The organism is Tateyamaria sp. 7Alg 36 (assembly GCF_059882455.1).
The window spans coordinates 1,667,541-1,694,163 of record NZ_CM187613.1 but is presented as its reverse complement, the minus strand read 5'-3'; the positions used below and the strand labels follow the sequence as shown (position 1 = coordinate 1,694,163).

The following is a 26,623-nucleotide window of genomic DNA, read 5'->3' as shown; positions in this document are numbered from 1 at the left end:
TGGGTGGGGCAGGGCCTTACAGGTCGACTTCGACCCCGGGCAGGTTCAGGGTCTTTAGCAGTTCGCGCAATTCCTGGCGCGCGGCCACGTTGGAGATGTTCAACTGCTTTACCCCGATATCCTTGAGGTCCAAGAGGGTCAGCCCACGCGGGAACAATTCACGGAAAACGACGCGTTCGGAAAAGCCGGGTGCGATGCGGAAGCCGATGCGCTTGGCTAGCATCTTGATCGCGCGCTCCATCTTTTCCTTGTTCACCATGCGTTGCGCGCCCATGCGGTTGCGCACGATGATCCAGTCGATGGGTTTCAGACCCGCCTGCGCCCGCAATTGCCGCGCATTCCAGACCATTTCCGAATAGACAGAAGGGCCAAGGATCTTGTCGCCCGAGGCGTCGATCCGCGCCAGTAGGTCGAAATCCACAAAGCTGTCATTCAACGGTGTGATCAGCGTATCGGCCAGCGAATGGGCCACCTGCGACAAACGCGTATGCGATCCGGGGCAGTCGATCAGGATAAAGTCGTTGTCAGGCTCGAGCGTGGCCACTGCCGCACTTAGCCTATGGTCATAGATATTCTCGCCCGGTTTCAGAGCGCTGCGGTCGATTTCAGGCAGTTCATGCGCATCGGGCGATGGCAGGTCGATACCGGCAGAGGCAAGGAATGCTTTGCGGTTCTCGACATAGCGGCCGAAGGTGCGTTGACGCAGGTCCAGATCAAGCGCGCTGACCTTGTGGCCCATCCGTGCAAGGGCTGTCGCAACATGCATGGACACGGTTGATTTCCCCGCACCGCCCTTTTCGTTGCCGACGACGATTATATGCGCCATTTCTGCCCTCTTACCCAATATCTGCTTAGCAGAGTTTCGCCTACTATATGTGGTGCTTGTGACCTTGGGAAGCGCTGTGCGCTGTTTTCCTGCGCCATCGCGCCACAGGAATGACCGTTGCTACTTGTTAGCGCTATCAGAATTGATGTGTTATAGTGCCGCCAGCCGGCTTTGAATCACTAAGGAGAGCACCATGCCCCTGAACCCCGTTGTCACCCGCGTGACCCAACGCGTCATCGAACGCAGCGCACCGACGCGTAACCGGTATCTGGATCGGATGGCCAAGGCGAAATCGGATGGTCCGGCGCGTGCGCACCTGTCCTGCAGCGGTCAGGCCCATGCTTTTGCTGCCGCCGGAACGGATCAGGACCGCCTAGCCGAAGCGGTCAGCGGCAACCTTGGTATTGTGACGGCCTATAACGACATGCTGTCGGCGCACCAGCCGTTCGAACGCTACCCCACGCTGATCCGCGATGCGGTGCGTGCAGCGGGCGGCACGGCGCAGGTGGCGGGCGGCGTGCCTGCGATGTGTGACGGCGTGACTCAAGGTGAGGCGGGCATGGAGCTGAGCCTGTTCTCGCGCGATGTGATCGCGCTGGCAGCGGGTGTCGCGCTGAGTCACAATACTTTCGACGCGGCGGTCTATCTGGGTGTGTGCGACAAGATCGTGCCGGGCCTGATCATCGCCGCGCAAAGCTTTGGTCACATGCCAGCGGTATTCTTGCCCGCAGGGCCAATGACCAGCGGCCTGCCGAATGACGAAAAGGCCCTTGTGCGGCAACGCTTTGCCTCGGGCGAGGCCACGCGCGAGGAGTTGCTGAAGGCCGAGATGGCCGCCTATCACGGGCCAGGTACCTGCACCTTCTATGGTACGGCCAACACCAACCAGATGTTGATGGAGTTCATGGGCCTGCACCTGCCAGGGTCATCCTTTGTGAACCCGAATACGGAACTGCGCGATGCCCTCACCATCGAAGGGGCCAAGCGCGCGTTGTCCCTGTCGGCGCTGGGCAATGCCTATACGCCGGTCTGTGACGTGCTGGACGAAAAGGCATTCGTGAACGGTATCGTCGGGTTGAATGCCACAGGCGGGTCGACCAACCTGCTGATACACCTGATCGCCATGGCGCGGGCCGGCGGCATCATCCTCGACTGGGAGGATTTCGCGGATCTGTCCGAGATCACGCCGCTGCTGGCGCGCGTCTATCCGAACGGTCTGGCAGATGTGAACCAGTTCCACGCGGCAGGCGGTCTTGGCTTTATGATCGGGCAATTGCTCAACGCGGGGCTGCTGCACGACGATACCAAAACCGTCGCGGGCGACGGGCTGGAAAACTACACCCACGAACCCAAGCTGGAAAACGGCACCCTTACTTGGACGCCCGGTACAGGCGAAAGCCTGAATACCGGTATTCTGCGCCCCGCCAGCGAACCGTTTCAGGAAACCGGCGGTCTCAGCCGCCTCAGCGGCAGCATCGGTACAGGCGTGATGAAGATTTCCGCCGTCGCCCCAGAACACCGCATCGTCGAGGCACCCTGCCGCGTATTCCACGATCAGGACGAGGTGAAAGCCGCGTTCAAGGCGCAGGAATTCGAGGGCGATGTGATCATTGTCGTGCGTTTCCAAGGGCCCAAGGCCAACGGCATGCCCGAACTGCACAGCCTCACGCCACTGCTCGGGATCATGCAGGGGCGGGGCCAGAAGGTCGCGCTGGTGACAGACGGGCGCATGTCGGGCGCGTCGGGCAAAGTGCCCTCGGCCATCCACGTTTCGCCCGAGGCGCTGGACGGTGGGCCGATTGCGCAATTGCGCGACGGCGACATCATCCGCATCGATGCCGAGGCAGGCGTGCTTGAAGTCCTGACCGAAGGCGTGTTGAACAGGCCCCATGCCACGGCAGACCTGTCGGACAATCATTGGGGCGTCGGACGCGATATGTTTTCCGCGTTCCGTTCCGCCGTCGGGTCTGCCAACACAGGCGCCACAGTATTTGGAGATTTTTGATCATGATGACTGCAAAAGCCGCCGCGTGGCGCGCCCGTGAAATCTGTGCATTGGCCCCGATTGTGCCCGTGCTGGTGGTGGACGATGTGGCCCACGCCCGCCCCTTGGCCGAGGCGCTGATCGCCGGTGGTCTGCCCGCACTCGAAGTGACATTGCGCACGCCATCCGCCCTTGATGTGATTGCCGCCATGGCCGAAATTAAAGGTGGCGTTGTCGGGGCGGGGACGCTGGTCACGCCCGATGACGTCAGCGCCGCCAAAGCGGCAGGCGCGCAGTTCGGCGTGTCCCCCGGCGCGACCGACGCCCTGATCGCCGCGTGCGAGGCCGAAGGCCTGCCGCTGCTGCCAGGGGCGGCTACAGCCTCCGAAGCGATGGCACTGCTCGAGCGCGGCTATGACATGCTCAAGTTCTTCCCCGCCGAAGCTTCGGGTGGCGCACCCGCGCTCAAGGCCATCGGCGCGCCTTTGCCGCAGATCTCCTTCTGCCCGACGGGCGGCGTCAGCATGGATAATGCTAACAGCTACCTCAGCCTGCCCAACGTGGTCTGCGCCGGCGGCAGCTGGGTCGCCCCCAAGGACAAAGTGCTGGCAGGTGACTGGGCAGGGATCGAGGCGCTGGCCAAAGAAGCCGCCGCGCTCGCAAGCTAAAATCACTACGGCGCGCCGCCCTGATCAAACGGGCGGCGCCACCCGCCTTCTTTTGGCAATAAATACTGCGGGGGGCCGCGACAGCGGCGGGGGCAGCGCCCCCTCGACACCAGCCAAACAACCCGACGGTCCCACAACGAAAAAGGCCACCCTCGAAAGGGTGGCCTTTTCCAGTTCCGCGATAGGAAAGGGCTTTAGAAGCCCAGACCTGCGTATTTGCTTTTGAACTTGGACACGCGGCCGCCGGTGTCCATCAGGCGGGACGAACCGCCGGTCCATGCAGGGTGCACGGAGGGGTCGATATCCAGCGCCAGTTGGTCGCCTTCTTTGCCCCATGTGGATTTCATCTGAACAACAGTCCCGTCCGTCATCTTGACGTCGATCATGTGGTAGTCGGGGTGCGTATCGGCCTTCATGCCTCTGCTCCTTCAGACTTGGGTTTGTAGTTGGACACTTCTGCGATCCGTGCCGATTTACCGCGACGCGAGCGCAGGTAGTACAGTTTGGCGCGACGCACGCGACCGCGGCGGACCACGGTGATGCTGTCGATGTTTGTCGAAAACAGGGGGAACACACGCTCCACACCCTCGCCAAAGGAAATCTTGCGCACGGTGAACGAACCGGCAATGCCGTGGCCGTTGTTGCGTGCGATGCAGACGCCTTCGTAGTTCTGGACACGGGTACGTGTACCTTCGGTCACTTTAAAGCCGACACGGATGGTGTCACCGGCTTTGAAATCGGGAATTTCTTTCCCGAGGGCGGCGATTTGCTCCGCCTCGATTTGTGCGATCACGTCCATTGACGATCTCTCCTATGATGCTCGCGGTTATCCCACGAAGTTTGTTTGCGTCCAGAGAGCTCTGTGTCTTCATCGGGTTCGCCGCAGCGCCCGCCAGAGGTCAGGTCATCATTGCCTTGTCTCGCGTCCTTGCATTGAGCGCACCGAAGAAGGTGCCACAAGCAACACGGTCCGATTCCCAAGAACAGGATCAGACAAGGGGCCGTATAGGCAGCGCGCCAAGACGCGTCAAGCGCCGACCATGTCCAACGGGATGCTTGCTTGCAGTCCAGCCTAACTGCGCGGCAGCCCGTTACGTCTTGTCGGTACGTTTAGCCCACAGATCGGGTCGGCGTTCTTTGGTCAGCTTTTCCGACATCTCCTGTCGCCACTCTGCAATCTTGCCGTGGTTGCCCGACATCAGCACATCAGGAATATCGCGCCCTTCCCAGCTTGCCGGTTTGGTATATTGCGGGTGCTCTAGTAGGCCCGAGGAATGGCTTTCCTCGACCGTGCTTTCGGCATTGCCCAACACGCCGGGCAACAGGCGCACGGTGGCGTCCAGCATCGCCTGCGCGGCAATCTCTCCGCCTGTCATCACAAAATCCCCAAGCGAGACTTCGGTCACACCCCAATGTTCCAGCGCGCGTTCGTCCACGCCCTCGAACCGTCCGCACAGCATCGTCACCCCGTCACAACGCGCCAGATCGCGGGCCATCGCCTGATCAAAGCGGCGTCCGCGCGGCGACATATAGAGGATCGGCCAGCGTCCGCGCGCATGGGCCTGCGCCGCTTGTAGGGCGGCGCTGACCACGTCGGCGCGCAGGACCATGCCCGCGCCGCCCCCGGCGGGGGTATCATCGACATTGCGGTGCTTGCCGATCCCGTGCGGGCGCAGGTCATGGGTGTGCAACTGCCATTTGCCGTCTTGCAACGCCTTGCCGGTCAGGGACGCGCCCAGCACCCCCGGAAAGGTTTCGGGAAACAGCGTCACGATACGCGCCTGCCAGACACCGACCAGATCGGGCGTTTCGTCCATAAGGGAGGACGGCTTCAGCGTCGGGCGGATCGCCTTGCGACCGTGGGATTTGCTGGGTTGGCTCATGTGGGTTGCATCCTTGAAAGGATTTCCTGTTTGGCGGCTTTGCGCGCCTCTCGGTCGGGGTATGCGCGGTTTGCGGCCAGAAGTTCAAGCAGCACCTCCGTTGGAAGGCGGGTATTGGCGGCCCGCACAGGGACGAGGCTGGCTTTGACGTGGTCCGGCACACCGCACAAGGCGAGCAGCGGGGCAATCGTATCGGCCCCGTGATCCAGCGCGCAGGCCTCGACGTGGCAAGGCACCGCAACACGCACCGCATCAACCGCTGCCGCCAAATCGCCGCTCGCCTGATACCGCACCGCAAATGTGTCGACATCCAAGGTCATGGAGGATGATTTTACATGCTCCCAATAGGCACTTTCCAGCCACGACGCCTGAGCGCGGGTAGTGAAGTAAAACGCGACCTCGGCCTGCGGAAACCGTGCGACACAAAGGTCATAATACAGGCGCGCTAGTTCGGGCGCGGCGCCGTAGTCGCTGATCTTGGGACGCCCCGGCATGTGCCCCGACAATTCCTCGGCTGACAGGACCAGCGTGCGTTTCGGCATTTCGGGCAGATCGGCCAGTAGGGCGTCGAACCGCGTGGCGACCTTGGCAAAGCTAAGCGGATCGCGCCACGTTGAGAACCCGCGTGCCGCATGCGTCAGGTCTGTCATCTGCCCTTTAAGGCGTATGGCCAGCGCGGGCATCAACGCCTTACGGTTCTTGCGCAGGAACTGCTGGACGGTCGAGGTGCCCGTTTTGTGAAACCCCGCATGGATCACGATACGGCGGGGCATCAGCGCCCCCGCCGGTGCAAAGCGTTCTGCGCCGCGCGCCAGTCGCTGTCCGGCAGGTCAGAGCGGTTCAATTCAAGCATCGCGGCGCGTTTGTCGGCGTCAGGCGATGTGTTGGCAGGGGGCAGGGGGGTGAAGGCGGCGCGCAGATCTTGCGGCACACCGGCGAGGGCGAGCATCGGTGCAATCGGATCGGCGCTATGATCCTCAAGCGCGTGGCTATGCACGCTGGCCCCCGTCACTGTGGCGCGGACCTTGCCGACGATCCCGTCCAGATCGGCAGAGGTGGCAAAACGGGCGGCATAGTCCTGCACCGACATCGTCATCCGTGCAGCGCGCAAATGCTGGGTGTGGCAACTGGCCAGCCATGGTTGCGCGGCGCGGGTGGAGTAGCACCACGCGATCTGCACACCTAGTAAGGCGCTGTGCCATGTGTCGGTCATTGCGGCCACCAGTGCGGGGGCGGCGTCATAGGTTGTGACCTCGTGCCGTCCGGGCATGTGGCCGCTCAGATCTTCGGAGGATAGCAGCACGGTCTCGTCCTCCCACGCTTCGGCCAGCAGCGCGGCTTCGTAGGTGACAAGGCCCAAATCAAAGGCAGAGCGGCTGCGTGAATAGGCGCGCGCAGCCTCGCACAGCGCGACCATGTCGGGGCGCAGGACAACATGCAGATGCGGGGTAAGAGCCGCGCGATGGGCGGCCAGCGTGTTTTGCAGCGTGGTGGTGCCGGTCTTGTGAAAGCCCGCGTGGACGATCAACCGCTTAACCATGGCCTAGAACAGACCCTCGGGCGGGTCGGCCACGATACGCCCTGTCGCCAGGTCCACGGTCGGCACGACTGCTTGGGTAAAAGGCACCAGCACAGTGGCCGAGGCATTGGGCAATTGCACTTCAAGCAAATCGCCAGCGCCGTGGTTCTGCACCGACTTCACTTTTCCAAGCGGCGCACCGCCTGTGTCGAAAACCGCCAGCCCCGTCAGGTCGGAATAGTAATATTCGTCATCCGGCAGGCTGGGCAGTTGTTCGCGGCGGGCAAATAGTTGCGTACCCTTCAGCGCGTCAGCCTGTTCCTTTGTCTCTACATCCGTGATGCGCGCCACAAAGCCATTCTTCATCGGGCGCACCAGCGCCAGCGTGAAGCTGCGCGTGCCAGCCTGATTGGACAGGGGGCTGTAGGTTTCGATGTCGTCGGGCTGCGCGCAAAAGGATTTCACCCGCAATTCGCCATTCACCCCATAGGACCCGCTGATGGCACCTACGCAAATCAGGTCGTCACTCATCCCAGCATACTCCGTCATGCATCTTTCCACCCGCGCCCAGACAGGCATCGGCGGCTTGACTGCGTTCGTACAACAGGCCCGCGACAAAGGCGATAAGCAGCAGCACAGGAGTGCGTATCAATCGGAACATTCACCGCCTCTTTGGCTTTTGGGGCGCAGGCATTTGCACGCCCTGCACGCGGATTGTCCAGAGCGGGGTTGTGGAAGGAGGGGAGGTTTGCGGGCCAAGCAGACATTGTTCAGCGGGCATCAAGTGACGGCTTTGTATCGTTGTATCGTCCAAGACCAATGCTATGCCGCGTAGGAAATCCATCCTTTGAAGGTGAGAGCCGCGTAGAATAACTCGATCCGTTCAAAACCGGCTCTTTGCAAAATGGCCTCGTCGTCCGAGGGAGCCAATGCCGGTAACTTGTCTTTCATGCTTGCGATACCGGCTTTTGTCTGGACCGCACCTGCCCCCCGCGCGATCTGGAAATCAGCATAGCGATGCAGCCACCGGTCCTCACCACCGTCAGAATGCGGAAAGCTGTGATGAACAACCACTAAAGGGGCGCCAGGGCGTAGACGGCAACGCAGCTCTTGCAGAGTTCGCAGCCGCTTGTCCGGTTCCAGAAAATGCAGGACAAGCAGGCAGATGGCCCCGTCAAACGGTCCGTTCGGTGCGTCATCAATATAGCCGAGGGTGAAGTTGATCCGGTCGAGATCACCACCCAGCGTCTCTTTCGCCTGAAGAATCATGTCGGCAGATGGATCCACTGCCGCAAAGTTCCATTTCGGATGGTGTTCTCGCAGCGTTTGCAGTTCCATACCGCCGCCAGCACCAAGTGCAAGGACGCACCCGTTGTCACCAATGGTCTCTGCCAGAAGAAGCCCGACGATCCGGTGCAGATCGTTCAGACCGGGGACCTGCCGTTCTACGCGTGCCCTATATCCGTCTGCGTTGAATACTTTTGAGTTTGATGACATCGAACCAGTCCTTTGATCTCAAAAGCTGACTTTCGCGGCGAAGCGGAATGAGTGCAAGATTGGCTCAAAGCCGACTTGCGCCGTTGCAGCGGTGGCTACACAGGTTCGAATGACGGCTATGCGGGACGAAGTGAGCTTTCGCTGCGGCTGCGCCAATGTCTGCTTCCGAGCGTTTTGGTTACAGCTACTCAGGTGTAACCATCGACTGACTACTTCCCAAGCTCATCTTTGCTGATTACTGTTCCATTGGAAATCATATCGCCATCTTCGAGAATTTCGGATTTGGTTGGCGGTGGCAATAGCTTCACAGCTTCTTTCAGGTCTTCAACGCTTTTCGCTTCGACCTTGTAGTCTTCATACTCAACTTTCAGAGACCTGTTTGGATCACCGTTGAGCCATTTTTCAATGAGCAGGAGGACGCTTCCCGAGAATACTGTTGCACCTGTGGTTACCGTTTGTGGATGCGTCACAAACCAGAGCAGGTACTCCATAACAGATGCGGATCCAGTGCTATCCTTTACTAACATTGCGTTACCCACGGCGACACCGTCTTCCGCCAACGACAAGCTTAATGACTTCGCCACGTCAGCTTCATCTTTGGTCTTGCTGTGGGACAAAACAATACTAACTCTATCGTTTATAATTTCTCTAACCATATTGGCCTCCCGCCAACTCGCCGGATCATTCCCACTCGATATTGAGGTGATTTCGCAATGATGCAACCTACCGTCAGAAAGTAATTGAAGCGTCAGGTTGCGAAGCTGCGCAATAGTCAGCAGACGTTCGCGTGTGTGACAGCGTAGGTAGTTTGGGGCTCATAGCGGACTTTCAGCCCACGGCGTCACTGACGGTAGAGATCGGGACCGCTGTGCAAGGCGCAAAAAACCCGCCCCGAAGTAGATCGGGGCGGGCGTCTGCCACTGCGTTGTGGCGCAGATTACTCTGCTGCGGCGTCTTCTGCTGGTGCTTCTTCGGCAGGTGCTGCGGCGGCTTCGGCTGCGGCGGCTGCCTTGGCGGCTTTCTCTTCTGCGCGCTCTTGCGCTTTCTTGCCGGGCTGGCCTTTTTTCAGGTTTGCGCGCTCTTTCTTGGGCAGCAGGTCAGCTGCTTCGAGCATACGTGCGATACGGTCTGTGGGCTGTGCGCCCTGACCCAGCCAGTACTGAACGCGCTCGACGTTCATCTTCACGCGGTCTTCGCTGTCTTTGGCCAGCAGCGGGTTATATGTGCCCAGCTTTTCGATATAGCGGCCATCGCGTGGCATGCGGCTGTCGGCGGCAACGATGCGGTAGAAGGGGCGCTTTTTGGAACCGCCACGGGCGAGACGAATTTTCATGGACATGATGTTTTTCCTTTTGCTTTTGGTTGGGTGACAGGCAGGCGGCCTGCCTTATGGCTGGTGTTGCTTATGGTGCTGAATGACTTCAGCGATGATGAAGTTCAGGAACTTCTTGGCAAATTCGGGGTCCAGATCGGCCTCGTTTGCCAAAGCTTCGAGCCGTGCGATCTGGGCCGTTTCACGGGCAGGATCGGACGGTGGAAGGTCGTGTTCAGCCTTGAGTACCCCCACGGCTTTCGTGTGTTTGAACCGTTCGCCCAACGTGTAGACGAGGATGGCGTCAAGGCGGTCGATGCTGGCGCGATGCTCAGCAAGCACCTTTGCGGCGCGGGTCGTGACGTCGGTCATAGGAAGCCTCCGGTGCGGTCGCGGTTAATCAAGGGCCCATCCTTTCGGTGTGAACTTCGGGTCGGCATAGTGCCCGATTTCCATCTCGATCCCGTGGGACAGTTGAGTGTCGTCCAGTTGCGCAGGGGACGGGTGGCGATAGACAGCGTCAGAGCCGTCGATGCTGGGTGCGTCCTTGTCCTTTTTCGCGCCAAGACGCTCGGCCAGACGGATACTGTCGAGGTTGGACGGGTCGATATAGCTGACCGCCGAAGCCCAGTCGTTAGCATAGTAGTGCTTGCGCACCGCATGGGTTGCTTCGAGGGCATAGCCCTTGCCTGCCTTGGACGGCCAGATGATCCAAGCGATCTCGCGCTCGGGCCATCCGGCAGGCTGCCAGCCGCCCGCCATGCCATAGGTTTCATCGGTGCCCTTGTCGTGGATCATCCACATGCCAAAACCACGGATCTGCCAATGCCCCATCTCGGCGGCGTACAGCATCCACGCCTCGTACGCATTCAGCGGCCCGCCCATAAAGCGCGAACGGTACGAGGCAAAAGTCGCCTTGAAGTTGGGGTAATCGCCCGGTTCCGGCGCACGCAACGACAAGCGGCCCGTGGTTATGGTGGGGATGTCGAACACTTATTTCTTTTTCCCGAAACCCGACAGGCCGGGGGGCAAGGCCATACCGCCGCCGCCCAGACCGGGCAGTTTGCCACCCATCTGTTTTGCGGCTGCTTCAAGCTGCTTGGGGTCCATGCCTTGCGCCATGGCGGCGGGATCCATGCCGCCTTTGCCGCCCATCATGGCCTTCATCGCCTGTTTCATCATGCCGCCTTTGCCCTTGCCGAGCTTTTTCATCATGTCCGACATCTGGCGGTGCATCTTGAGCAGCTTGTTGAGGTCCGAAACCTCCATGCCGGAACCGCGCGCGATACGCTTCTTGCGGCTGGCTTGCAGGATTTGCGGGGCGGCGCGTTCCTTTTTGGTCATGGAATTAATCATGGCGATCTGGCGTTTCAGGACTTTGTCGTCAAAGCCCGCGTCCTGCACCTGTTTCGCCATTTTCCCCATGCCGGGCATCATGCCCATCATGCCTTCCATGCCGCCCATCTTGAGCATCTGTTCCAGCTGCATGCGCAGGTCGTTCATGTTGAACTGACCTTTGGCCATGCGCTTCATCATACGCTCGGCCTGTTCGGCCTCGATGGTTTCCTGCGCCTTTTCGACAAGGGCAACGATATCGCCCATGCCAAGGATACGGCCCGCGATCCGTTCGGGTTCGAAGGTTTCCAGCGCGTCAAGCTTTTCGCCAAGGCCGACAAATTTGATCGGCTTGCCGGTAACAGCGCGCATCGACAGGGCGGCACCGCCGCGTCCGTCACCATCCATCCGCGTCAGCACAACGCCGGAAATACCGATGCGGTCGTCAAAGTTTTGCGCGGTGTTTACCGCGTCCTGACCTGTCAGCCCGTCCACAACTAGCAGCGTTTCGCGCGGGTTGGCGACGTCACGCACGGCCTCGACCTGCGCCATCAGTTCTTCGTCGATCGACAGGCGGCCCGCGGTGTCGAGCATATAGACGTCATAGCCGCCCATATTGGCTTGGGTCTTGGCCCGCTTGGCGATCTGGACGGGGTTTTCACCTTTGACGATGGGCAGGGTGTCGACGCCGATTTGGGTGCCGAGAATCGCCAACTGTTCCATCGCCGCAGGGCGGTTCACGTCAAGCGAGGCCATCAGCACCCGCTTGCCATCGCGTTCCGTCAGCCGTTTGGCGAGTTTCGCGGTGGTGGTGGTTTTACCGCCACCTTGCAGACCGACCATCAGGATCGGCGCAGGCGGACTGTCAATCTTGAGCGCGCCCGGCTCCCCTTCGCCGCGCAGCGTGTCGATCAGCTCGTCGTGCACGATCTTGACCACCTGCTGGCCCGGGGTCACGGACTTGGTGACGGACTGGCCTGTGGCCTTGTCCTGTACGGCCTTGACGAAATCGCGCGCCACCGGCAGTGACACGTCCGCCTCAAGCAGGGCAACACGCACTTCGCGCAGGGCGGTTTTTACATCTTCTTCGGACAGTGCGCCCTGTTTCGTCAGCCGGTCGAATACACCGGAGAGGCGTTCGGATAGATTTTCAAACATGGGCCATGCTCCATTCTGACCGTTGACGTTCACCTGTAGCTAGGCACAGGCAGTGAGAACCCCAAGCTTTTCATACAACGAAAATCACCCCCGTGGGCGCAACGCGCTGACGGAGGGCGATCCCGGGTATTTCCCAAGGGACCGGAAAGCTGACACTTCCCGAATGCGCGTCGGCTAGCGGTTCGGGACACCAGAGTCAAGGCGCGTGGGGCGATGCAGCTATTTTGCGCGGCGTGGTGTGGGGGGGCGCCAAGACCATTCCATTTGCGGTCGGGTGATGCCTATGCCGCCGATAGCGTTTTGAGTCTTGCAAATTCGAACGCAATTTTCGAAAACGGTTGTGAGTGTTTGTATGTGCACAGCAGGGCCGGACGATGGACAATTGGGATGAAATAAAGACCGCCTATCAGGTGGCGCGCATGGGTACGGTCAGCGGGGCCGCCGATGTGTTGGGCGTGCACCACGCCACGGTGATCCGGCATATCGACGCGCTAGAGGCGCGGCTGGCGGTCAAACTGTTCCAGCGCCACGCCCGTGGCTATACCGCGACCGAGGCGGGGGATGATCTGTTCCGCGTGGCGCAGGCCACCGACGACCAGTTCAGCCAGTTGGCAGGGCGGATCAAGGGGCGCGGCACCGAAGTCTCGGGCGAGCTGGTTGTGACCACCCTTGCGACGATGGCACCGCGTATGGCCCCCGTGCTGACCCAGTTCCAGCAAGAGCATCCCGATGTCGTTGTGCGCTATCTGACCGGCGACCGCCTGTTCCGGCTCGAATACGGTGAGGCCCATGTGGCCATCCGCGCGGGGCGCGTGCCGGATCAGCCGGACAATGTGGTGCAACCATTTGTCAGCCTGTCGGTCGGCCTTTATGCGACCCGCGCCTATGTTGAACAACACGGACATCCGGATATGGATGGCGACCTAACGGGCCACCGCTTTGTCAGCCACGACTCTGCTGACAGCCGCGCCCCGTTCCACAAATGGCTGCGCGGATGCGTGCCCGAATCCGCAATCACCTTCCGTTCGACCGATGCGCGGGCGCTGGAACATGCGGTGATGGCAGGGGCAGGGATCGGCTTTGTCACCGTGATCGAGGCGCGCGCCAACCCCGATCTGGTCGAGATTATGACCCCGAGGGAAGACTGGGCCTCGCCGCTGTGGCTTGTAACCCATGTGGATTTGCACCGTACTAATAAGGTGCAGGCGTTCCTGACCTTTCTGAAAACGCGGTCCAAAGAATGGAAAGTGCTGTGATGCAGGCCGTCTTCGCGTGCGCCGCGTGACGCCCGCCTTGCAGGGCCATGCCGCGATGCTGCTGTTTTCTGCGCTCGTGGCGGGGTCGTTTTCGCTCGGCGCACTAGCCGCGAACGAGATTTCGCCAACAGCGATGAACGCGGCACGGTTTGCGCTGGCTTCCTTGGTTGTGGGCGCGGCGGTACTGGCGACGGGCAAGATGACGCGCAGCGCGTTGCAGGCCCCGTGGCGCTACCTTGTCTTGGGTGGTTTCTTTGCCGTCTACTTTGTCCTGATGTTCGAAGGGCTCAAAACCGCGGCCCCTGTGAGCGCGGCGGCTGTGTTCACCCTGACCCCTGTACTGTCCGCGATCTTCGGCTGGTATCTGCTGCGTCAGATCACGACCCCTCGCATGGCGCTGGCCCTGACGATCGGTGCGGCTGGCGCGCTTTGGGTGATCTTTCGCGCCGATCTGGCCGCGCTGCTGGCATTTGAGGTCGGACGCGGTGAGGCGGTCTATTTCCTCGGCTGCGTCAGTCACGCGATCTACACGCCCATGGTGCGCAAGCTGAACCGAGGCGAACCTGCGCTGGTCTTCAGCTTTGGTGTGTTGGTGGCGGGAACCGCTTTGCTGACGATCTACGGTTGGGGCGACCTGCGCGCCACTGATTGGGCGGCCTTGCCTGCAATCGTTTGGATCACGCTGGTCTATATCGCACTCTTTGCCTCGGCGGCGACCTTCGTCTTGCTGCAATTCGCCGCGATGCGCCTGCCAAGCGCCAAGGTTATGGCCTATACCTATCTGACACCGTCATGGGTGATCGGGTGGCAAATGGCCTTGGGCTTTGGGGTGCCGCCCGCGCTGGTGCTCGGGGGCGTCGGTCTGACCATTATCGCGCTGGTGCTTTTGCTGCGCGATGACGAGGTGGCGGCCTAAAGGAAACCGTCCGCCACAAGGGCCGCGCGCAACTTGTTTAGATCCAGCGGCGCGGGCGTGGTCATCGGCAAAGGCATAGCGCGGGCGTCAATTGTGGTCGGCGTCACCCCTGCAAACCCCTGCATTTGCATTGACAGATAGCGTAGCATTTCAGGTCGGTTCCGTCGCAAAAAGATTGCTGTCTTCGCATCGCGCCGCATGGCGAACGGAACCAGATGAAAGGCCGATCCGTCCGCCCCGACGATATACCGCGCGGCCCGCATCACCCCCAGTTGCACATCCAGATGGTATTTCTCGGGGTGCAGCACAAAATACCCTGCCGCTTCCATCATCGTCTCGATCTCGTCCTCGCGGTCGACACGTTGGTCGGCGCGATGCAGCCGCGCCCGCGATAGGTACAGCTTTTCCGCCCCGTCCACCGGCAGATCCGACAATCTGTCTGCGATATGGTGGCGAAAGGCGGGCGTTCCGGCCAACCACGGGCCATGGCCAAAACCTGCACTGGGCAGGATCAGCCGGTCGATGCGTGTCGGCTCTTTGATAATGTGCACAGGCAGATCGCCGCAAAACCGTTGCACCAGCGCGCCAAGGCGGCGGGGCAGGGGCGGGCCCATCTCCATCCCCTTGCGCGCGGGCAGGACCAGACCATCCGGCACCACCTCGCTTTGCCCAAGGGCCCAAACCCGCGCCAAACTCTCCAGCAAGAAATGCCCGAAATGATCGTGGCTCAAGCCAGCGTAAAGATAGGTGCCGCGCAACCGCGCCGTCGGGGTGGCCGCCTGTGGCACGCCACTCATTCGGTCCCGCGACAGCCGCGCTTGCGACAGCGGCAGAAACGCCCCACGCGCATCGAACACGCCATGAGCGACGTCCGCACTGCCAATGTCGGTGACGACAACCGCGCCCCGCACAATGCGCACACGCGGCGCAGGCAGCGCATCAGGGATCGCCGTCATGTTCAGGACGGGTCCGCATCGGGCAGTTCCGCCGCCAAGAAACGCTCGAACGCATCAAGGTTCACCGGCTCGAACTGGCCAAAGCCTTGCATCCACACCGTGGCGGCGCGCATCGCATCAGGTTGCAGCTTGCACCACTTCACGCGGCCCCGCTTTTCCTGCGCGATCAACCCCGCGCGGGTCAGTATAGTCAGGTGTTTGGAAATCGCGGCCAGCGACATCTCGAACGGCTCTGCCACATCAGTCACGGCCATATCATCCTCAAGCAACATGGATAGGATCTCCCGACGGGTCGGATCCGCAAGGGCCGAAAACACGGCGTCCAGACTGTTTGCTGCATCACTCATACCTGACCTGATGGCGATCCGATTCATAATCGTCAACCGATTGGTTTAATATCCCCCGATCCGCCGATTGGCCCGATGGCCCCACATCCCCGGAAAACCCTCTCCCATCATTGTTCTGAAAATATGCAATATAACAATGCCTTACGCTCCGCGCGCGCACTGATGCTTTGCCGTTGACTCATTCCACCCCGCGACATATCCAACAGCCATCCAAAGGACGGGACCAAGGCACGTGACCGACCCTGACGACAAAGCAAAAATGGAGGCGCTCAACGCGCGTCTTGCGGCTGTCAAAAAGGTTCACGCACCCAAACCCCGCACGCCGGATCATCACTCTCAGGCCCAGCTTGCATGGCGGATGGTGATTGAACTGGTGGCCGGTCTGGGGATCGGGTTTGGCATGGGGTACGGGTTGGATTGGCTTTTGGGCACCTCTCCGTGGTTCATGATCGTGTTTATATTTCTGGGCTTCGCCGCCGGTGTCAAAACAATGATGCGCAGTGCGGCCGAGGTTCAAAGCAAGCAGGCCGCCGAGCTGGCCGAAGAAGAAAACGACCGACCCGATTGAGGGCGGCATAGGATTGACCACCTCTCGGGGTGAGATGAGACGGAGAGAGCCAGATGGCAACTGAAGCAGCGGAAACCGGCGGCGGTCTTGAATTCCACCCCATGGACCAATTCATCGTCAAGCCTTGGCTGGGCGAGGTCGGTGATCCGATCCACTGGTACACCATCTCGAACGTCACTGTCTGGCTGGCGCTGGCTGTTTTGTCGGTCATCGCGCTGATGGTTCTGACCACCTCCAAACGCTCTGTTGTTCCTGGCCGCGGCCAGTCCATCGCTGAACTCGCCTATGGTTTTGTCTACAAGATGGTCGAAGACGTGACCGGCAAGGACGGGATCAAGTATTTCCCCTACATCATGACGCTGTTCATGTTCATTCTTTGCGCGAACTTCCTGGGTCTGCTGCCCAAGTCGTTCACCACCACATCCCACATCGCGGTCACGGCCGTTCTCGGCTTTGGCGTGTTCTTTGCTGTTACCATCCTTGGTTTCGTCAAGAACGGCGCGTCGTTCCTGTCCCTGTTCTGGGTGTCGAGCGCGCCGCTGCCGCTGCGCCCCGTGCTGGCGATCATCGAACTGATCTCCTACTTCGTGCGCCCTGTCAGCCACTCCATTCGTCTGGCGGGCAACATGATGGCGGGCCACGCGGTTCTCAAAGTTTTCGCCGGCTTTGCCCAAGTCGCAGCGATCGCCCCTGTCGCGATCCTCGGCGTGATGGCGATTTACGGCCTCGAGGTTCTGGTGTCCTTCATCCAGGCCTACGTCTTTACCATCCTGACATGCGTGTACCTCAAGGACGCATTGCACCCGCATCACTAATGTTTGGTGGGCACACCGCCCACCCTACTCAAACTTCCAATTGTAAGGAGAATTCTCATGGAAGGTGAACTCGCACACATCGGCGCAGGTCTGGCAGCAATCGGTTCCGGCGCAGCCGCAATCGGTGTTGGCCACGTGGCTGGCAACTTCTTGGCAGGCGCCCTGCGCAACCCGTCGGCAGCAGCCGGCCAGACAGCGACACTGTTCATCGGCATCGCCTTTGCAGAAGCTCTGGGGATCTTCTCGTTCCTCGTTGCTCTGCTGCTGATGTTCGCCGTCTAAGCCACTGAGCGACATTCCTTACAGTCGGGCAGTGTGACAGGTTCATGCTGCCCGATGTAATGGCGCATTTCGGCCCCGTGTCAGGGGTCAACTCAGGGGAACGACCGACATGGCAACCGATACAAACGCAGCTGCAGAAATTGCAGCAGGGGCGGCGCCCGGAATGCCGCAACTGGACATAGGGACGTTCGGCAACCAGATCTTCTGGCTGTTGCTGGCCCTTGTCGCCATCTATTTCGTGCTGTCGCGCGTGGCATTGCCCCGCATCGCAGCCATCCTTGCCGAACGGCAGGGCACTATCACGAATGACATCGCCGCTGCCGAAGACCTTAAAGTCAAAGCCGAAGAGGCCGAGGCCGCATACGAAAAGGCTCTGGCCGATGCGCGTGCCGAAGCACAGCGGATCGCAGGCGAAACCAAGGCAAAGATTCAAGCCGACCTCGATGTCGCCATCGAGAAAGCGGATGCAAGCATTGCTGCCAAGGCCGCCGAAAGCGAAAAGGCAATTGCCGAAATTCGCGCCGGTGCTGTCGACTCCATTGCGCAGGTCGCAAAGGACGCCGCACAGGAAATCGTCGCCGTCATGGGCGGTAAGGCAGATGCCAAAGCGGTCGAGGCAGCAGTCTCGGCACGGATGAAGGGATAAGAGCGATGGGTATGAAAACACTGACACCCGCGCTGGTTCTCGGCATGCTGGCCAGCCCCGCGCTGGCGGCATCCGGTCCTTTCTTTAGCCTTGCGAACACCGACTTCATCGTCCTGATCGCATTCATCCTGTTCATCGCGGTCCTGTTCTACTTCAAAGTTCCTGGCATGATTTCCAAAATGCTGGACGAACGCGCAACAGGCATCCAGTCCGAGCTGAGCGAAGCACGCGCCCTGCGTGACGAAGCACAGGCTTTGCTGGCCTCTTACGAGCGTAAGCAGCGTGAAGTTCAGGATCAGGCGGACCGCATCGTTGCACAAGCCAAGGTTGACGCCGAAGCCGCAGCAGAAGTCGCACGTGCCGATCTGGCCCGTTCGATCGAACGCCGCATCGCTTCTGCCGAAGACCAGATTGCCTCGGCCCAAGCCGGTGCTGTCAAGGAAGTACGCGACAGCGCCGTGTCGGTTGCAGTTGCTGCAGCCCGCGACGTGATCGCCAAGCAGATGACAGCCGCCGACGGCAACAAGCTGATCGACGACGCGATCTCTCAGGTCGACGCCAAGCTCCACTAAGCTTTATAAAATTCAGATTAAAACCCGGCGCTTGCGTCGGGTTTTTTCGTTTGTAGACGCTGTAGAAGCACGTGCCGCTTAAGTCGCGCCCGTTTCATGATCCAGCCGCTGACGTGCAATAGCCTCGTTACGGTCTGCTTTTTGCTGATCCAGCAGCGCGCCTTCGACATAGTCCATATGCCGGTGCACCGCATCCCGCGCCTGATCGGGTTCGCGGGCCTGAAGCGCATCGTTGATCGCGCGGTGCTGGTCCAGCAGAGCCTGCCGCGTCGTGCGTTGTTTGAACATGACCTGACGGTTGTAAAATACCCCGTCTCGCAACAGCTGGTACATCGACCGCATCATATGCAGCATGATGACATTATGGCTCGCCTCGATGATCGCCATGTGGAATTGCGCATCAAGGCGGGCCTCTTCCTCGCTGTTGCGCTTGGGGTGGGCGGCCTCCATCTTTTCGAACACGGTCTGGACGACAGCCAGATCGGTGTCGGACCCTAGGCGTGCGGCACGTTCGGCTGCCAGCCCCTCCATGTCCCGCCGGAAGCCGAGATAGTCAAAGACCGCCTCGTCATGGCGCGCGAACAATTCAGTCAAGGCAGGTGGAAAGGCTGACCCAAGCACATCCGCCACAAACACTCCCGCACCAGGGCGAGCGGTCAGCAACCCGCTGTCCTGAAGCGTTCCAATCGCGTCCCGTAATGAGGGGCGGGAGACATTCATCCGCTCTGCCAGTTCACGTTCGGGGGGGAGGCGTTCGCCGGGGCGCAGGATGCCGCGCAGGATCAATTGTTCGACCTGTCGCACAACAGCGGCTGAGATTTTTTCGGGATGAACGGGTTGGAAGGGCATATCTGGTCCTGTCGGAATTGGTAAAATCATATGACCAATGGCTGTGGCGTGCAATCGCAAGAGGGAGGCGCGATCCGCGCCCCCGTTAACCGCGCATTAACCGAGAGCAGCCCAATCTGGCCTATGTCCTTCCGCTCGCTCCTAATGGCCCTTTGCCTGCTTGCCGCCTGCAACACGGCGGGGCCGCATTTTCGCGGCTTGCCTGCGACGACTGTTACGGTGGACGGATCGACCTTTGATGTACGCGTGAGCGAAAAACTGGCAGAGGCGATCCGGACCAATGTGCAATACGCCCCCCGCTTCGGCCCGATCCGCGACCGCGCAGGCAAGGCGATGGAGATGGTCAGCGGCTGCAAAGTCAAAGAAGTACGCGGCGATGCCGCCGTCGCCACCGGCATTCTTGATTGTGGCAAAGGTGGGCCTGCACCAGACAGGCTCGAAGCTCAAGGCGAATACGATTGCCTTACAGTTGATTCTTATGTCAGCCCCGCCACGAATGAGGTGGTTCTAGATCTGGACTGTACGTTGATTTAGGCAGGTTGGCGCAATATCTTGTGGATAACCCTTGCGTAAACCCCTTTTGTAGTGCGTCAGCGTTGACAGGTGGCAGGGCGGGCGGTCACCATATGGGCCCGATAACCGTCAACAGGCAGGGCCAATTTGCGCTTTTCCAAACTCAGACTGACAGGGTTCAAATCCTTTGTGGATCCGACCGACCTGATCATCGCTGATGGTCTGACCGGTGTTGTCGGCCCGAACGGTTGTGGAAAGTCGAACCTCCTAGAGGCGCTGCGTTGGGTCATGGGCGAAAACCGCCCCACCGCGATGCGCGGCGGCGGGATGGAGGATGTGATTTTTGCCGGTGCGGCGACCCGTCCGGCACGTAACTTTGCCGAAGTGTCCCTGCATATCGACAACAGTGAACGGTTGGCCCCTGCCGGTTTCAACGACTCGGACGCGCTGGAAATTGTGCGCCGCATCACCCGTGACGTGGGCAGCGCCTATAAGGCGGCGGGTAAGGACGTGCGCGCACGCGATGTGCAAATGTTGTTCGCGGATGCCTCGACCGGATCGCACAGCCCTGCCTTGGTGCGTCAGGGGCAGATCGCGGAACTGATCAACGCCAAGCCAAAGAACCGCCGCCGCATTCTAGAAGAAGCGGCTGGGATTTCGGGCCTGTACCAGCGCCGTCACGAGGCGGAGTTGAAGTTGAAAGGGGCAGAACAGAACCTTGCCCGTGTCGATGATGTGGTCGAACAGCTTGCAGGGCAATTAACACAATTGGCGCGACAGGCCCGTCAGGCGGCGCGTTACCGCGAGATTGGTCAGCAGTTGCGCTTGGCCGAGGGGCAGTTGCTGTACCGGCGCTGGCGTGAGGCGGACAATGCGCGTGCTGCTGCGGATGAGGAATTGCGCGCGCGCACCTCTGCCGCGGCCCAAGCCGAAAGTGCCGTTCAGGTCGCCGCCAAAGCGCGCATAGCCGCCGAGGATGCCCTGCCGCCCCTGCGCGAGGAAGAGGCGATTGCTGCCGCCGTGTTGCAGCGCCTGTCGGTGCAGCGCGACACGCTGAGCGATCAGGAAGCGCGGGCGGCGCAGACCATTGAGACGCTAACCCAACGCATCGCGCAACTGGCCCGCGATATCGAACGTGAGGGCGGATTGAACCGTGATGCGGGCGAGACGATTGAGCGCCTTGAATGGGAAGCGGGCGAAATCGCCAAGGCCAGTGAAGGGCATGCGGAACTGCTTGCCGCTGCCGCCGAAGCATCGCGTGAGGCGGCGCAGGTTTTGCAAGCGCGCGAAGCCGACCAGGGCGACAAGACCGAAGATGTGGCGCGGCTTGCCGCCCGCCACGGGTCGGCCCAACGTCTGTTGGAGGACAGCCGCAAGGTCGAGTTGAAATCCGAAGCAGAGGCGGCAAAGGCGCGCGATACGGTCGCCGCCAGTCAGACCGCGCTTGATAAGGCAGGGCGCGATTTTGATGCCGCGCAAATCGCTGTGGCTACCGCCGAAGCGACCGCCGTGCGCGCCGACGAAACATTGCTGGCTGCCGAGGACGCCCGCGCCGACACCCAAGCACGCGAGGCAGATGCGCGGGCCGAACGGTCCGAAGCGGAGGGCGAAATGAACGCCCTGCGCGCCGAGGCGGGTGCGCTGGCCAAGCTGGTGCAGCGTGACACGGCCGAAGGTGGGCAAATCCTTGACCGTTTGCAGGTAGAGCAGGGGTTCGAAAAAGCGCTTGGCGCGGCGATGGCGGATGATTTGCGCGCGCCCGAAGTGGATGCCGATGGACCGTCGGGCTGGTCCAACCTGCCGGACTATACGGATGTGCAGCGCCTGCCTGATGGCGTGACCCCGTTGACGCATCACGTGTCGGTTCCCGATGTCCTCAGCCGCCGGATGAGCCAGATCGGCCTGTGCGATGTAGATGACGCGCCGCGTTTGCAGCCCCTGCTGCGTCCCGGACAGCGCCTTGTCTCGACCGAGGGGGATCTGTGGCGGTGGGACGGTTTCCGCGCTTGGGCCGAAGATGCGCCAAGTGCCGCCGCACTGCGCCTGCAACAGCTTAACCGGCTGGAAGAGTTGAAGCAGTCGCTAGAGCGCGCGACCTCGCGTGCGGATGGCGCACGGGATGCACACGAGGCGCTGACCAAACGCATGGCGGAGTTGACCGAAGCCGACAAGAAGGCGCGCCATGCCCGTCGCGAGGCCGATCGAATGGTCGCCGAAGCGGGCCGCGCCCTGAGCCGCGCCGAAGCGGATCGCAACCTCGCGCAAGGGCGGCTTGAATCGCTGGGCCTCGCCGTGACCCGCCACGAGGAAGAGGCGATGGCCGCCCGCGTCCGCGTGGCCGAGGCTGAGGCCGCGTTGGCCGAATTGCCTGACCTTGCCACAGCCCGCGCCGAGGTCGAAGACCTGCGCATGACGGTCGAGGCCGCGCGGATTACCATGATGTCGCGCCGGTCCGCCCATGACGATCTGCGCCGCACGGGTGAGGCGCGCACCAAGCGCGCCCAAGAGATCACCAAGGAAATCAGTGGCTGGAAACACCGGCTGGAAACCGCGGAAAAGCGCAGCGCCGAACTGGTCGAGCGCAAGGCAGCGTCAGAGGCAGAATTGAAATCGGCGCAGGCAGCCCCCGCCGAACTGGCCGCGAAGCGAGATGCATTGGGGCAGGAAATCTCGGTCGCTGATGCACGTAAGGCGCAGGCGTCGGACGCGCTGGCCGAGGGTGAAAGCCGTCTGCGCGCCGCCACCAACGCAGAACGGGATGCAGAGCGCGAAGCCTCCGAAGCGCGCGAGGCGCGGGCACGATCCGAGGCGCGTGCAGAGGCGGCCCGCGAAACCGTGGCCTATGCCGCCGAGCGTATCGCCGATGACCAGCAGATGACGCCGAACCAGTTGCTGACCGCGCTGGATGTCACGCCCGATGACATGCCCAAGGCCGAGGCGCTTGAGGCCGATGTGAACCGCCTGAAACGTCAGCGCGATGCCTTGGGTGCAGTGAACCTGCGCGCCGAGGAAGACTCCAAAGAAGTACAGGAAGAGCACGACACGCTGGTGTCCGAAAAGGCCGACCTTGAGGAGGCAATCAAGACCTTGCGCGGCGGCATCGCAAGCCTGAACCGCGAAGGTCGCGAACGCCTGCTGACTGCATTTGAACAGGTGAACTCTAACTTCTCCCTGCTCTTTACCCACCTGTTTGGCGGGGGCGAGGCGAACCTTGTCATGGTGGAAAGCGAAGATCCGTTGGAAGCCGGCCTTGAGATCATGTGCCAACCGCCGGGCAAGAAGCTGTCGACGCTGAGCCTGTTGTCGGGGGGCGAACAGACGCTGACCGCAATGGCGCTGATCTTTGCCGTGTTTCTTGCCAACCCCGCGCCGATCTGTGTGCTGGACGAGGTGGACGCACCGCTGGACGATGCCAACGTCACCCGTTTTTGCGACCTGCTGGACGAGATGTGCCGCCGCACCGACACGCGGTTCCTGATCATCACGCACCACGCGGTGACCATGTCGCGCATGGACCGCCTGTTCGGCGTGACCATGGCCGAGCAGGGCGTCAGCCAGCTGGTGTCGGTGGACCTGAAAAAGGCCGAGACACTGGTGGCCTGACCCGTTCCGCCGCACAGGCCTGCCTGTGCCCGCCGTTAGTTACAAACCATCCAGCAGCGCCCGCGTCGGCCACGCATCCGCCGCCAGCCCAAGGCGCTTTTGCTCGGCCTGAACAGCGGCGCGGGTACCAGCGCCAAGGATGCCATCGACCTTGCCCACATCATAGCCGCGTTGTTGCAGTTTCTTCTGCAGCCGCTTCATCTGGTCCGCGTCGAGCCCTGCATCGGGATTGCCCGCGTTGTAGACGGGTGTGCCCGCCAGACGCGTCGCGAAATAGGCTGCGGTCAGCACATAGGTAAAGGACTGGTTCCATTCGAAATACACGTTGAAGTTCGGATAGGCGAGGAAGGCAGGCCCCTTGTGCCCCTGCGGCAGGATCAAAGATGCGGGCAGGTTGGTTAACTGTCCGCTGCGCGCCCGCACGCCCCGCGCTTGCCAGTCGGCGGTGGACAGGGTGGTGTCGAGCCCGCTAAGCGACCAGTCCATATCCGCAGGCACACTGACTTCTTGCAGCCACGGCTGCCCGGCCTGCCAGCCAAGGTGTTGGAGCATCTTGCCCCCTGACATCAGCGCATCCGGAGCCGAGGTTTTCAGCTGCACGACCCCGTCACCATCGCCGTCCACCCCGTTGGTCAGGATGTCTTGGGGCAGCATCTGCACCATCCCGATCTCGCCCGCCCACGCGCCGGTGGTGTTGCGCGGATCGAACGCGCCTTGGGCGAAAAGCTGCATCGCGGCAAAGACTTGCGGGCGGAACAGGTCGGGGCGGCGGCAATCATGGGCCAAAGTGACCAGCGCGTTGGCGGTGTTGAAATCACCTTGGAACGCGCCGTAATCCGTTTCGAACGCCCAAAAGGCCAGCAACACGTGACGGTCCACGCCATAGCGCTGTTCGATGTGGTCAAAGATGCGGTCATATTGGCGCGCATTCGCTCGCCCCTTGTTGATCCGCCCTTCGGAGATCAGGCGACGGGAAAAGTCGATGAAGGGGCGCTGAAACACGCCTTGGGCGCGGTCGGCGCGCAACACCTTGTTGTCCTGACGCACGGGGGCAAGGAACGCATCGGCGGTGCCTGCGGGAATGCCTTGCGCAACCGCTTCGGCTTTCAGACCTGCCTTGAACCGCTCGAACGAACCGCCGCACTGGGCCTGTACCGCAACGGGCAGCAAAGTAAGTGCTAGGGCGAAACGGAGGGGCCGGAGAAGAGCCATAAGAAAATTCCTGCGATAAAAAGGGCGGTGGTCGCCATTGCCCACGCTTTCCACACGATTGCGATGGCGTCGTCAATGTCGGTGGGAATCAGGTTCTGGCGGGCGTCTGCGTTGACCCATGCCAGGTCGCGCAGGGTGCCGTGATAGACGCGCGGCCCTGCAAGCGCGATGCTCAGGCTGCGCGCCATCGCCGCCTCGGGCCAGCCCGCGTTGGGGGAACGATGCAGCCCCGCGTCCAGTGCGATGGCTTTCCACGTGTTCAGCACGCCGCCAGTGATCGCGATCAGGGCGCCGGTCAGGCGCGCGGGTATCCAGTTCAACACATCATCCGTGCGCGCCGAAGCCCAGCCGAACGCCGCATGTCGGGGCGTCAGATACCCCACCATGCTGTCGGCGGTGTTCACCATTTTGTAGACGGCCAAGGCGGGCAGCCCCCCGATCAGGAACCAGAAGGCAGGGGCGATCACGCCATCGCTGAAATTTTCGGACAGGCTTTCGATGGCCGAGCGGGCAACTGATGATGCAGGCGCGTCCTGCACATCGCGGCTGACGATCATCGCAACTGCATCGCGCCCTGCTTGTTCTGACTGGCGCAGGCCCGTCGCCACGGCGGCGACGTGGTCCACCAAGGATCGCTGCGCCAGCAGGATCGCGGCGGCCAGAACGGTGACGATTGCCCCGCACTGCTGCACCAGCCATCCCGCCAATCCTGCGAATATGGCGAGGGTAAGTATCGACACTGCGCCTTTCACACGCCGTGCTGCGCCGGTGTTGAACCGTTTGTCGAACAACCGCACACCGCGTCCCATGATGACCGCAGGGTGCGGCAGGCGCGCCCACAGCCATCTCGGCTCTCCCATCAGGGCATCAAGGCCGAGTGCGAGGGCGAGCAGCAGCGCGGTGGTCACAGGGCTTTCTCCAGCCGCTGCCACTGTGTCGGGGCGGGCAGTCCCAACCTGATCCAGTCGGATGCGTATGGGAAGATGCGCGTCCAGATATGGTGTTGTGCAAACCTGTCCTGCCACGCGGCGGCGTCATCAACGCGGTAAAGCCGGAACAGCGGTGTGCCACCGATCACTTCCGCGCCGCGCCCCTGCATCAACCCGTCCAGCCGGACAGCATCCGCGTCCAGCCGCGCCCGCGTCGTATCAGCCCATCCGGTGTCCCGCAGCGCAGCCAATCCGGTTTCAAGCGCAACGCCGGACACCGGCCACGGGCCAAGCATCTCGGCCAGTTGCGCGACAAGGGATGGATCGCCGATAACAAAACCAAGGCGCAGGCCCGCCAGCCCCCAGAATTTGCCAAAGCTTTTAAGGATCAGCGTATTCGGGCGTGTGGCGCTGGCGATCAGGCTGCGGTCCGGCGCAATATCGCAAAAGCTTTCGTCGATCACGGTAAGGCCGGTGCCAAAATCCTGATCGGTCCAGATGCGACCGTCTGGGTTGTTGGGGTGCACCAGCACGCGCGCGGCGGCGTTTCCTTCAGGCTGAACGTGCCAGCCGTTCGCGGCAAAGCTGGCCGCGTGTTCGTTATAGGTCGGCGAGGGAATGCACACATCACTTGCGGTCGCGAGGCGCGGGATCTGCGCGATCAACGCCGATGCACCGGGCGCGGCGAGGATCGCGGCGCCTTCCGGCACGTTCCAGAACTGGCGAGCCGCAGCGGTCAAAGCGGATGACACGGCTGTGTCGGGCAGGGCGGTCCATGCGTCATTGCTGAGCTGTGGGATGGGATAGGGAACAGGGTTGATGCCGGTCGACAGGTCGATCCAGTCGGCCCGCGTGCCGCCATATGCTGCGATGGCTGCATCCAGTCCGCCACCGTGATCACGCTTGGGTGTCAAAGCCATAAGGTCCGTCCAAACTCTGCCGAAAAAGGCGTCTCAGGACTTGCAGAAAGCGGATTG

Annotated in this window: 31 protein-coding genes; 11 read left to right on the top strand and 20 right to left on the bottom strand. The window is 61.5% G+C overall.

Going from position 1 to position 26,623, the window contains the following annotated elements:
- Positions 1-16: 16 nt before the first annotated feature.
- On the bottom strand, positions 17-826 hold the full coding sequence (locus AC6GQJ_RS08325) for a division plane positioning ATPase MipZ (RefSeq protein ID WP_500773620.1): 810 nt from the start codon (positions 824-826) through the stop codon (positions 17-19).
- A 193-nt stretch (positions 827-1,019) separates the two neighbouring features.
- Between AC6GQJ_RS08325 and edd the strand changes: the two genes are divergently transcribed.
- Entirely contained in the window at positions 1,020-2,831 is a 1,812-nt protein-coding gene (gene edd, locus AC6GQJ_RS08320) for a phosphogluconate dehydratase (RefSeq protein WP_500773618.1), read from the top strand.
- Positions 2,832-2,833: 2 nt separating this feature from the next.
- Positions 2,834-3,478, top strand: coding sequence for a bifunctional 4-hydroxy-2-oxoglutarate aldolase/2-dehydro-3-deoxy-phosphogluconate aldolase (gene eda, locus AC6GQJ_RS08315; protein ID WP_500773616.1), 645 nt, complete (start codon positions 2,834-2,836; stop codon positions 3,476-3,478).
- A gap of 194 nt (positions 3,479-3,672) precedes the next feature.
- Here the strand turns inward: eda and rpmE are convergent, their stop codons facing one another.
- The 13 genes from rpmE to ffh form a co-directional block, all read right to left on the bottom strand.
- Positions 3,673-3,894: a 50S ribosomal protein L31 gene (rpmE, locus tag AC6GQJ_RS08310; protein WP_500773614.1), complete on the bottom strand. Its 222-nt coding sequence runs from the start codon at positions 3,892-3,894 to the stop codon at positions 3,673-3,675.
- Positions 3,891-4,277, bottom strand: a complete 387-nt coding sequence (gene rplS / locus AC6GQJ_RS08305) for a 50S ribosomal protein L19 (RefSeq protein ID WP_500773612.1) — start codon at positions 4,275-4,277, stop codon at positions 3,891-3,893. The genes rpmE and rplS overlap by 4 nt, the downstream gene beginning before the upstream one ends.
- Positions 4,278-4,569: 292 nt before the next feature.
- Positions 4,570-5,361: a tRNA (guanosine(37)-N1)-methyltransferase TrmD gene (gene trmD / locus AC6GQJ_RS08300; RefSeq protein ID WP_500773610.1), complete on the bottom strand. Its 792-nt coding sequence runs from the start codon at positions 5,359-5,361 to the stop codon at positions 4,570-4,572.
- A complete protein-coding gene (locus tag AC6GQJ_RS08295; RefSeq protein WP_500773609.1) occupies positions 5,358-6,134 on the bottom strand; it encodes a hypothetical protein in 777 nt (258 codons plus the stop codon). The genes trmD and AC6GQJ_RS08295 overlap by 4 nt, the downstream gene beginning before the upstream one ends.
- Positions 6,134-6,901, bottom strand: a complete 768-nt coding sequence (locus tag AC6GQJ_RS08290; protein WP_500773607.1) for a hypothetical protein — start codon at positions 6,899-6,901, stop codon at positions 6,134-6,136. The genes AC6GQJ_RS08295 and AC6GQJ_RS08290 overlap by 1 nt, the downstream gene beginning before the upstream one ends.
- Positions 6,902-6,904: 3 nt before the next feature.
- Positions 6,905-7,411 (bottom strand): ribosome maturation factor RimM, encoded by a 507-nt coding sequence (rimM, locus tag AC6GQJ_RS08285; protein WP_500773605.1) that lies wholly within the window; start codon positions 7,409-7,411, stop codon positions 6,905-6,907.
- Positions 7,404-7,541, bottom strand: a complete 138-nt coding sequence (locus tag AC6GQJ_RS08280) for a hypothetical protein (protein WP_500773603.1) — start codon at positions 7,539-7,541, stop codon at positions 7,404-7,406. The genes rimM and AC6GQJ_RS08280 overlap by 8 nt, the downstream gene beginning before the upstream one ends.
- A gap of 161 nt (positions 7,542-7,702) precedes the next feature.
- Complete coding sequence (locus AC6GQJ_RS08275) at positions 7,703-8,377, bottom strand: class I SAM-dependent methyltransferase (RefSeq protein ID WP_500773601.1); 675 nt, start codon at positions 8,375-8,377, stop codon at positions 7,703-7,705.
- Between the two features lie 209 nt (positions 8,378-8,586).
- Positions 8,587-9,033: a hypothetical protein gene (locus AC6GQJ_RS08270; RefSeq protein ID WP_500773599.1), complete on the bottom strand. Its 447-nt coding sequence runs from the start codon at positions 9,031-9,033 to the stop codon at positions 8,587-8,589.
- 281 nt (positions 9,034-9,314) lie between these two features.
- Complete coding sequence (gene rpsP, locus AC6GQJ_RS08265; protein WP_500773597.1) at positions 9,315-9,716, bottom strand: 30S ribosomal protein S16; 402 nt, start codon at positions 9,714-9,716, stop codon at positions 9,315-9,317.
- 48 nt (positions 9,717-9,764) lie between these two features.
- On the bottom strand, positions 9,765-10,061 hold the full coding sequence (locus AC6GQJ_RS08260; RefSeq protein ID WP_500773595.1) for a chorismate mutase: 297 nt from the start codon (positions 10,059-10,061) through the stop codon (positions 9,765-9,767).
- 24 nt (positions 10,062-10,085) lie between these two features.
- Positions 10,086-10,682, bottom strand: coding sequence for a GNAT family N-acetyltransferase (locus AC6GQJ_RS08255; protein WP_500773593.1), 597 nt, complete (start codon positions 10,680-10,682; stop codon positions 10,086-10,088).
- Positions 10,683-12,182: a signal recognition particle protein gene (gene ffh, locus AC6GQJ_RS08250; RefSeq protein ID WP_500773591.1), complete on the bottom strand. Its 1,500-nt coding sequence runs from the start codon at positions 12,180-12,182 to the stop codon at positions 10,683-10,685.
- Between the two features lie 374 nt (positions 12,183-12,556).
- Between ffh and AC6GQJ_RS08245 the strand changes: the two genes are divergently transcribed.
- Together AC6GQJ_RS08245 and AC6GQJ_RS08240 are read left to right on the top strand one after the other, a co-directional pair.
- Positions 12,557-13,438 (top strand): LysR family transcriptional regulator, encoded by an 882-nt coding sequence (locus tag AC6GQJ_RS08245; protein ID WP_500773589.1) that lies wholly within the window; start codon positions 12,557-12,559, stop codon positions 13,436-13,438.
- A gap of 25 nt (positions 13,439-13,463) precedes the next feature.
- On the top strand, positions 13,464-14,354 hold the full coding sequence (locus tag AC6GQJ_RS08240; RefSeq protein ID WP_500773853.1) for a DMT family transporter: 891 nt from the start codon (positions 13,464-13,466) through the stop codon (positions 14,352-14,354).
- Here the strand turns inward: AC6GQJ_RS08240 and AC6GQJ_RS08235 are convergent.
- Entirely contained in the window at positions 14,351-15,310 is a 960-nt protein-coding gene (locus AC6GQJ_RS08235) for a glycosyltransferase family 61 protein (protein ID WP_500773587.1), read from the bottom strand. The genes AC6GQJ_RS08240 and AC6GQJ_RS08235 overlap by 4 nt on opposite strands.
- 2 nt (positions 15,311-15,312) lie before the next feature.
- Positions 15,313-15,657, bottom strand: a complete 345-nt coding sequence (locus AC6GQJ_RS08230; RefSeq protein WP_500773585.1) for an ArsR/SmtB family transcription factor — start codon at positions 15,655-15,657, stop codon at positions 15,313-15,315.
- Positions 15,658-15,889: 232 nt separating this feature from the next.
- Here AC6GQJ_RS08230 and AC6GQJ_RS08225 point away from each other — a divergent pair, with 232 nt between their 5' ends.
- From AC6GQJ_RS08225 to AC6GQJ_RS08205, 5 genes are all read left to right on the top strand, one after another.
- Positions 15,890-16,225 (top strand): AtpZ/AtpI family protein, encoded by a 336-nt coding sequence (locus AC6GQJ_RS08225; protein ID WP_500773584.1) that lies wholly within the window; start codon positions 15,890-15,892, stop codon positions 16,223-16,225.
- Between the two features lie 53 nt (positions 16,226-16,278).
- Positions 16,279-17,040, top strand: a complete 762-nt coding sequence (locus AC6GQJ_RS08220) for a F0F1 ATP synthase subunit A (RefSeq protein WP_500773582.1) — start codon at positions 16,279-16,281, stop codon at positions 17,038-17,040.
- A 57-nt stretch (positions 17,041-17,097) separates the two neighbouring features.
- Positions 17,098-17,322 (top strand): F0F1 ATP synthase subunit C, encoded by a 225-nt coding sequence (locus AC6GQJ_RS08215; RefSeq protein ID WP_015496525.1) that lies wholly within the window; start codon positions 17,098-17,100, stop codon positions 17,320-17,322.
- A gap of 109 nt (positions 17,323-17,431) precedes the next feature.
- On the top strand, positions 17,432-17,968 hold the full coding sequence (locus AC6GQJ_RS08210) for a F0F1 ATP synthase subunit B' (protein ID WP_500773579.1): 537 nt from the start codon (positions 17,432-17,434) through the stop codon (positions 17,966-17,968).
- An 11-nt stretch (positions 17,969-17,979) separates the two neighbouring features.
- Positions 17,980-18,540 carry a F0F1 ATP synthase subunit B gene (locus AC6GQJ_RS08205; RefSeq protein ID WP_500773851.1) on the top strand — a complete coding sequence of 187 codons (561 nt, stop codon included), beginning with the start codon at positions 17,980-17,982 and terminating at the stop codon, positions 18,538-18,540.
- Positions 18,541-18,618: 78 nt separating this feature from the next.
- On the opposite strand, the gene AC6GQJ_RS08200 is transcribed toward AC6GQJ_RS08205, so the two are convergent.
- Positions 18,619-19,389 carry an FCD domain-containing protein gene (locus AC6GQJ_RS08200; RefSeq protein WP_500773577.1) on the bottom strand — a complete coding sequence of 257 codons (771 nt, stop codon included), beginning with the start codon at positions 19,387-19,389 and terminating at the stop codon, positions 18,619-18,621.
- Between the two features lie 30 nt (positions 19,390-19,419).
- Here AC6GQJ_RS08200 and AC6GQJ_RS08195 point away from each other — a divergent pair, with 30 nt between their 5' ends.
- Together AC6GQJ_RS08195 and AC6GQJ_RS08190 are read left to right on the top strand one after the other, a co-directional pair.
- The gene (locus AC6GQJ_RS08195) at positions 19,420-19,923 is read left to right on the top strand and encodes a hypothetical protein (protein WP_500773576.1); all 504 of its coding nucleotides are present in this window, start codon (positions 19,420-19,422) and stop codon (positions 19,921-19,923) included.
- Positions 19,924-20,049: 126 nt separating this feature from the next.
- Complete coding sequence (locus tag AC6GQJ_RS08190) at positions 20,050-23,505, top strand: chromosome segregation SMC family protein (RefSeq protein ID WP_500773574.1); 3,456 nt, start codon at positions 20,050-20,052, stop codon at positions 23,503-23,505.
- A gap of 39 nt (positions 23,506-23,544) precedes the next feature.
- On the opposite strand, the gene AC6GQJ_RS08185 is transcribed toward AC6GQJ_RS08190, so the two are convergent.
- Genes AC6GQJ_RS08185 through AC6GQJ_RS08175 form a run of 3 tightly spaced genes read right to left on the bottom strand, consistent with a single transcriptional unit; the run spans position 23,545 to position 26,566 of the window.
- A complete protein-coding gene (locus tag AC6GQJ_RS08185) occupies positions 23,545-24,717 on the bottom strand; it encodes a lytic murein transglycosylase (protein WP_500773572.1) in 1,173 nt (390 codons plus the stop codon).
- Positions 24,684-25,625: an adenosylcobinamide-phosphate synthase CbiB gene (cbiB, locus tag AC6GQJ_RS08180; RefSeq protein WP_500773570.1), complete on the bottom strand. Its 942-nt coding sequence runs from the start codon at positions 25,623-25,625 to the stop codon at positions 24,684-24,686. Before cbiB ends, AC6GQJ_RS08185 begins: the two co-directional genes overlap by 34 nt.
- The gene (locus AC6GQJ_RS08175; protein ID WP_500773568.1) at positions 25,622-26,566 is read right to left on the bottom strand and encodes a threonine-phosphate decarboxylase; all 945 of its coding nucleotides are present in this window, start codon (positions 26,564-26,566) and stop codon (positions 25,622-25,624) included. Before AC6GQJ_RS08175 ends, cbiB begins: the two co-directional genes overlap by 4 nt.
- Between the last annotated feature and the right edge of the window lie 57 nt (positions 26,567-26,623).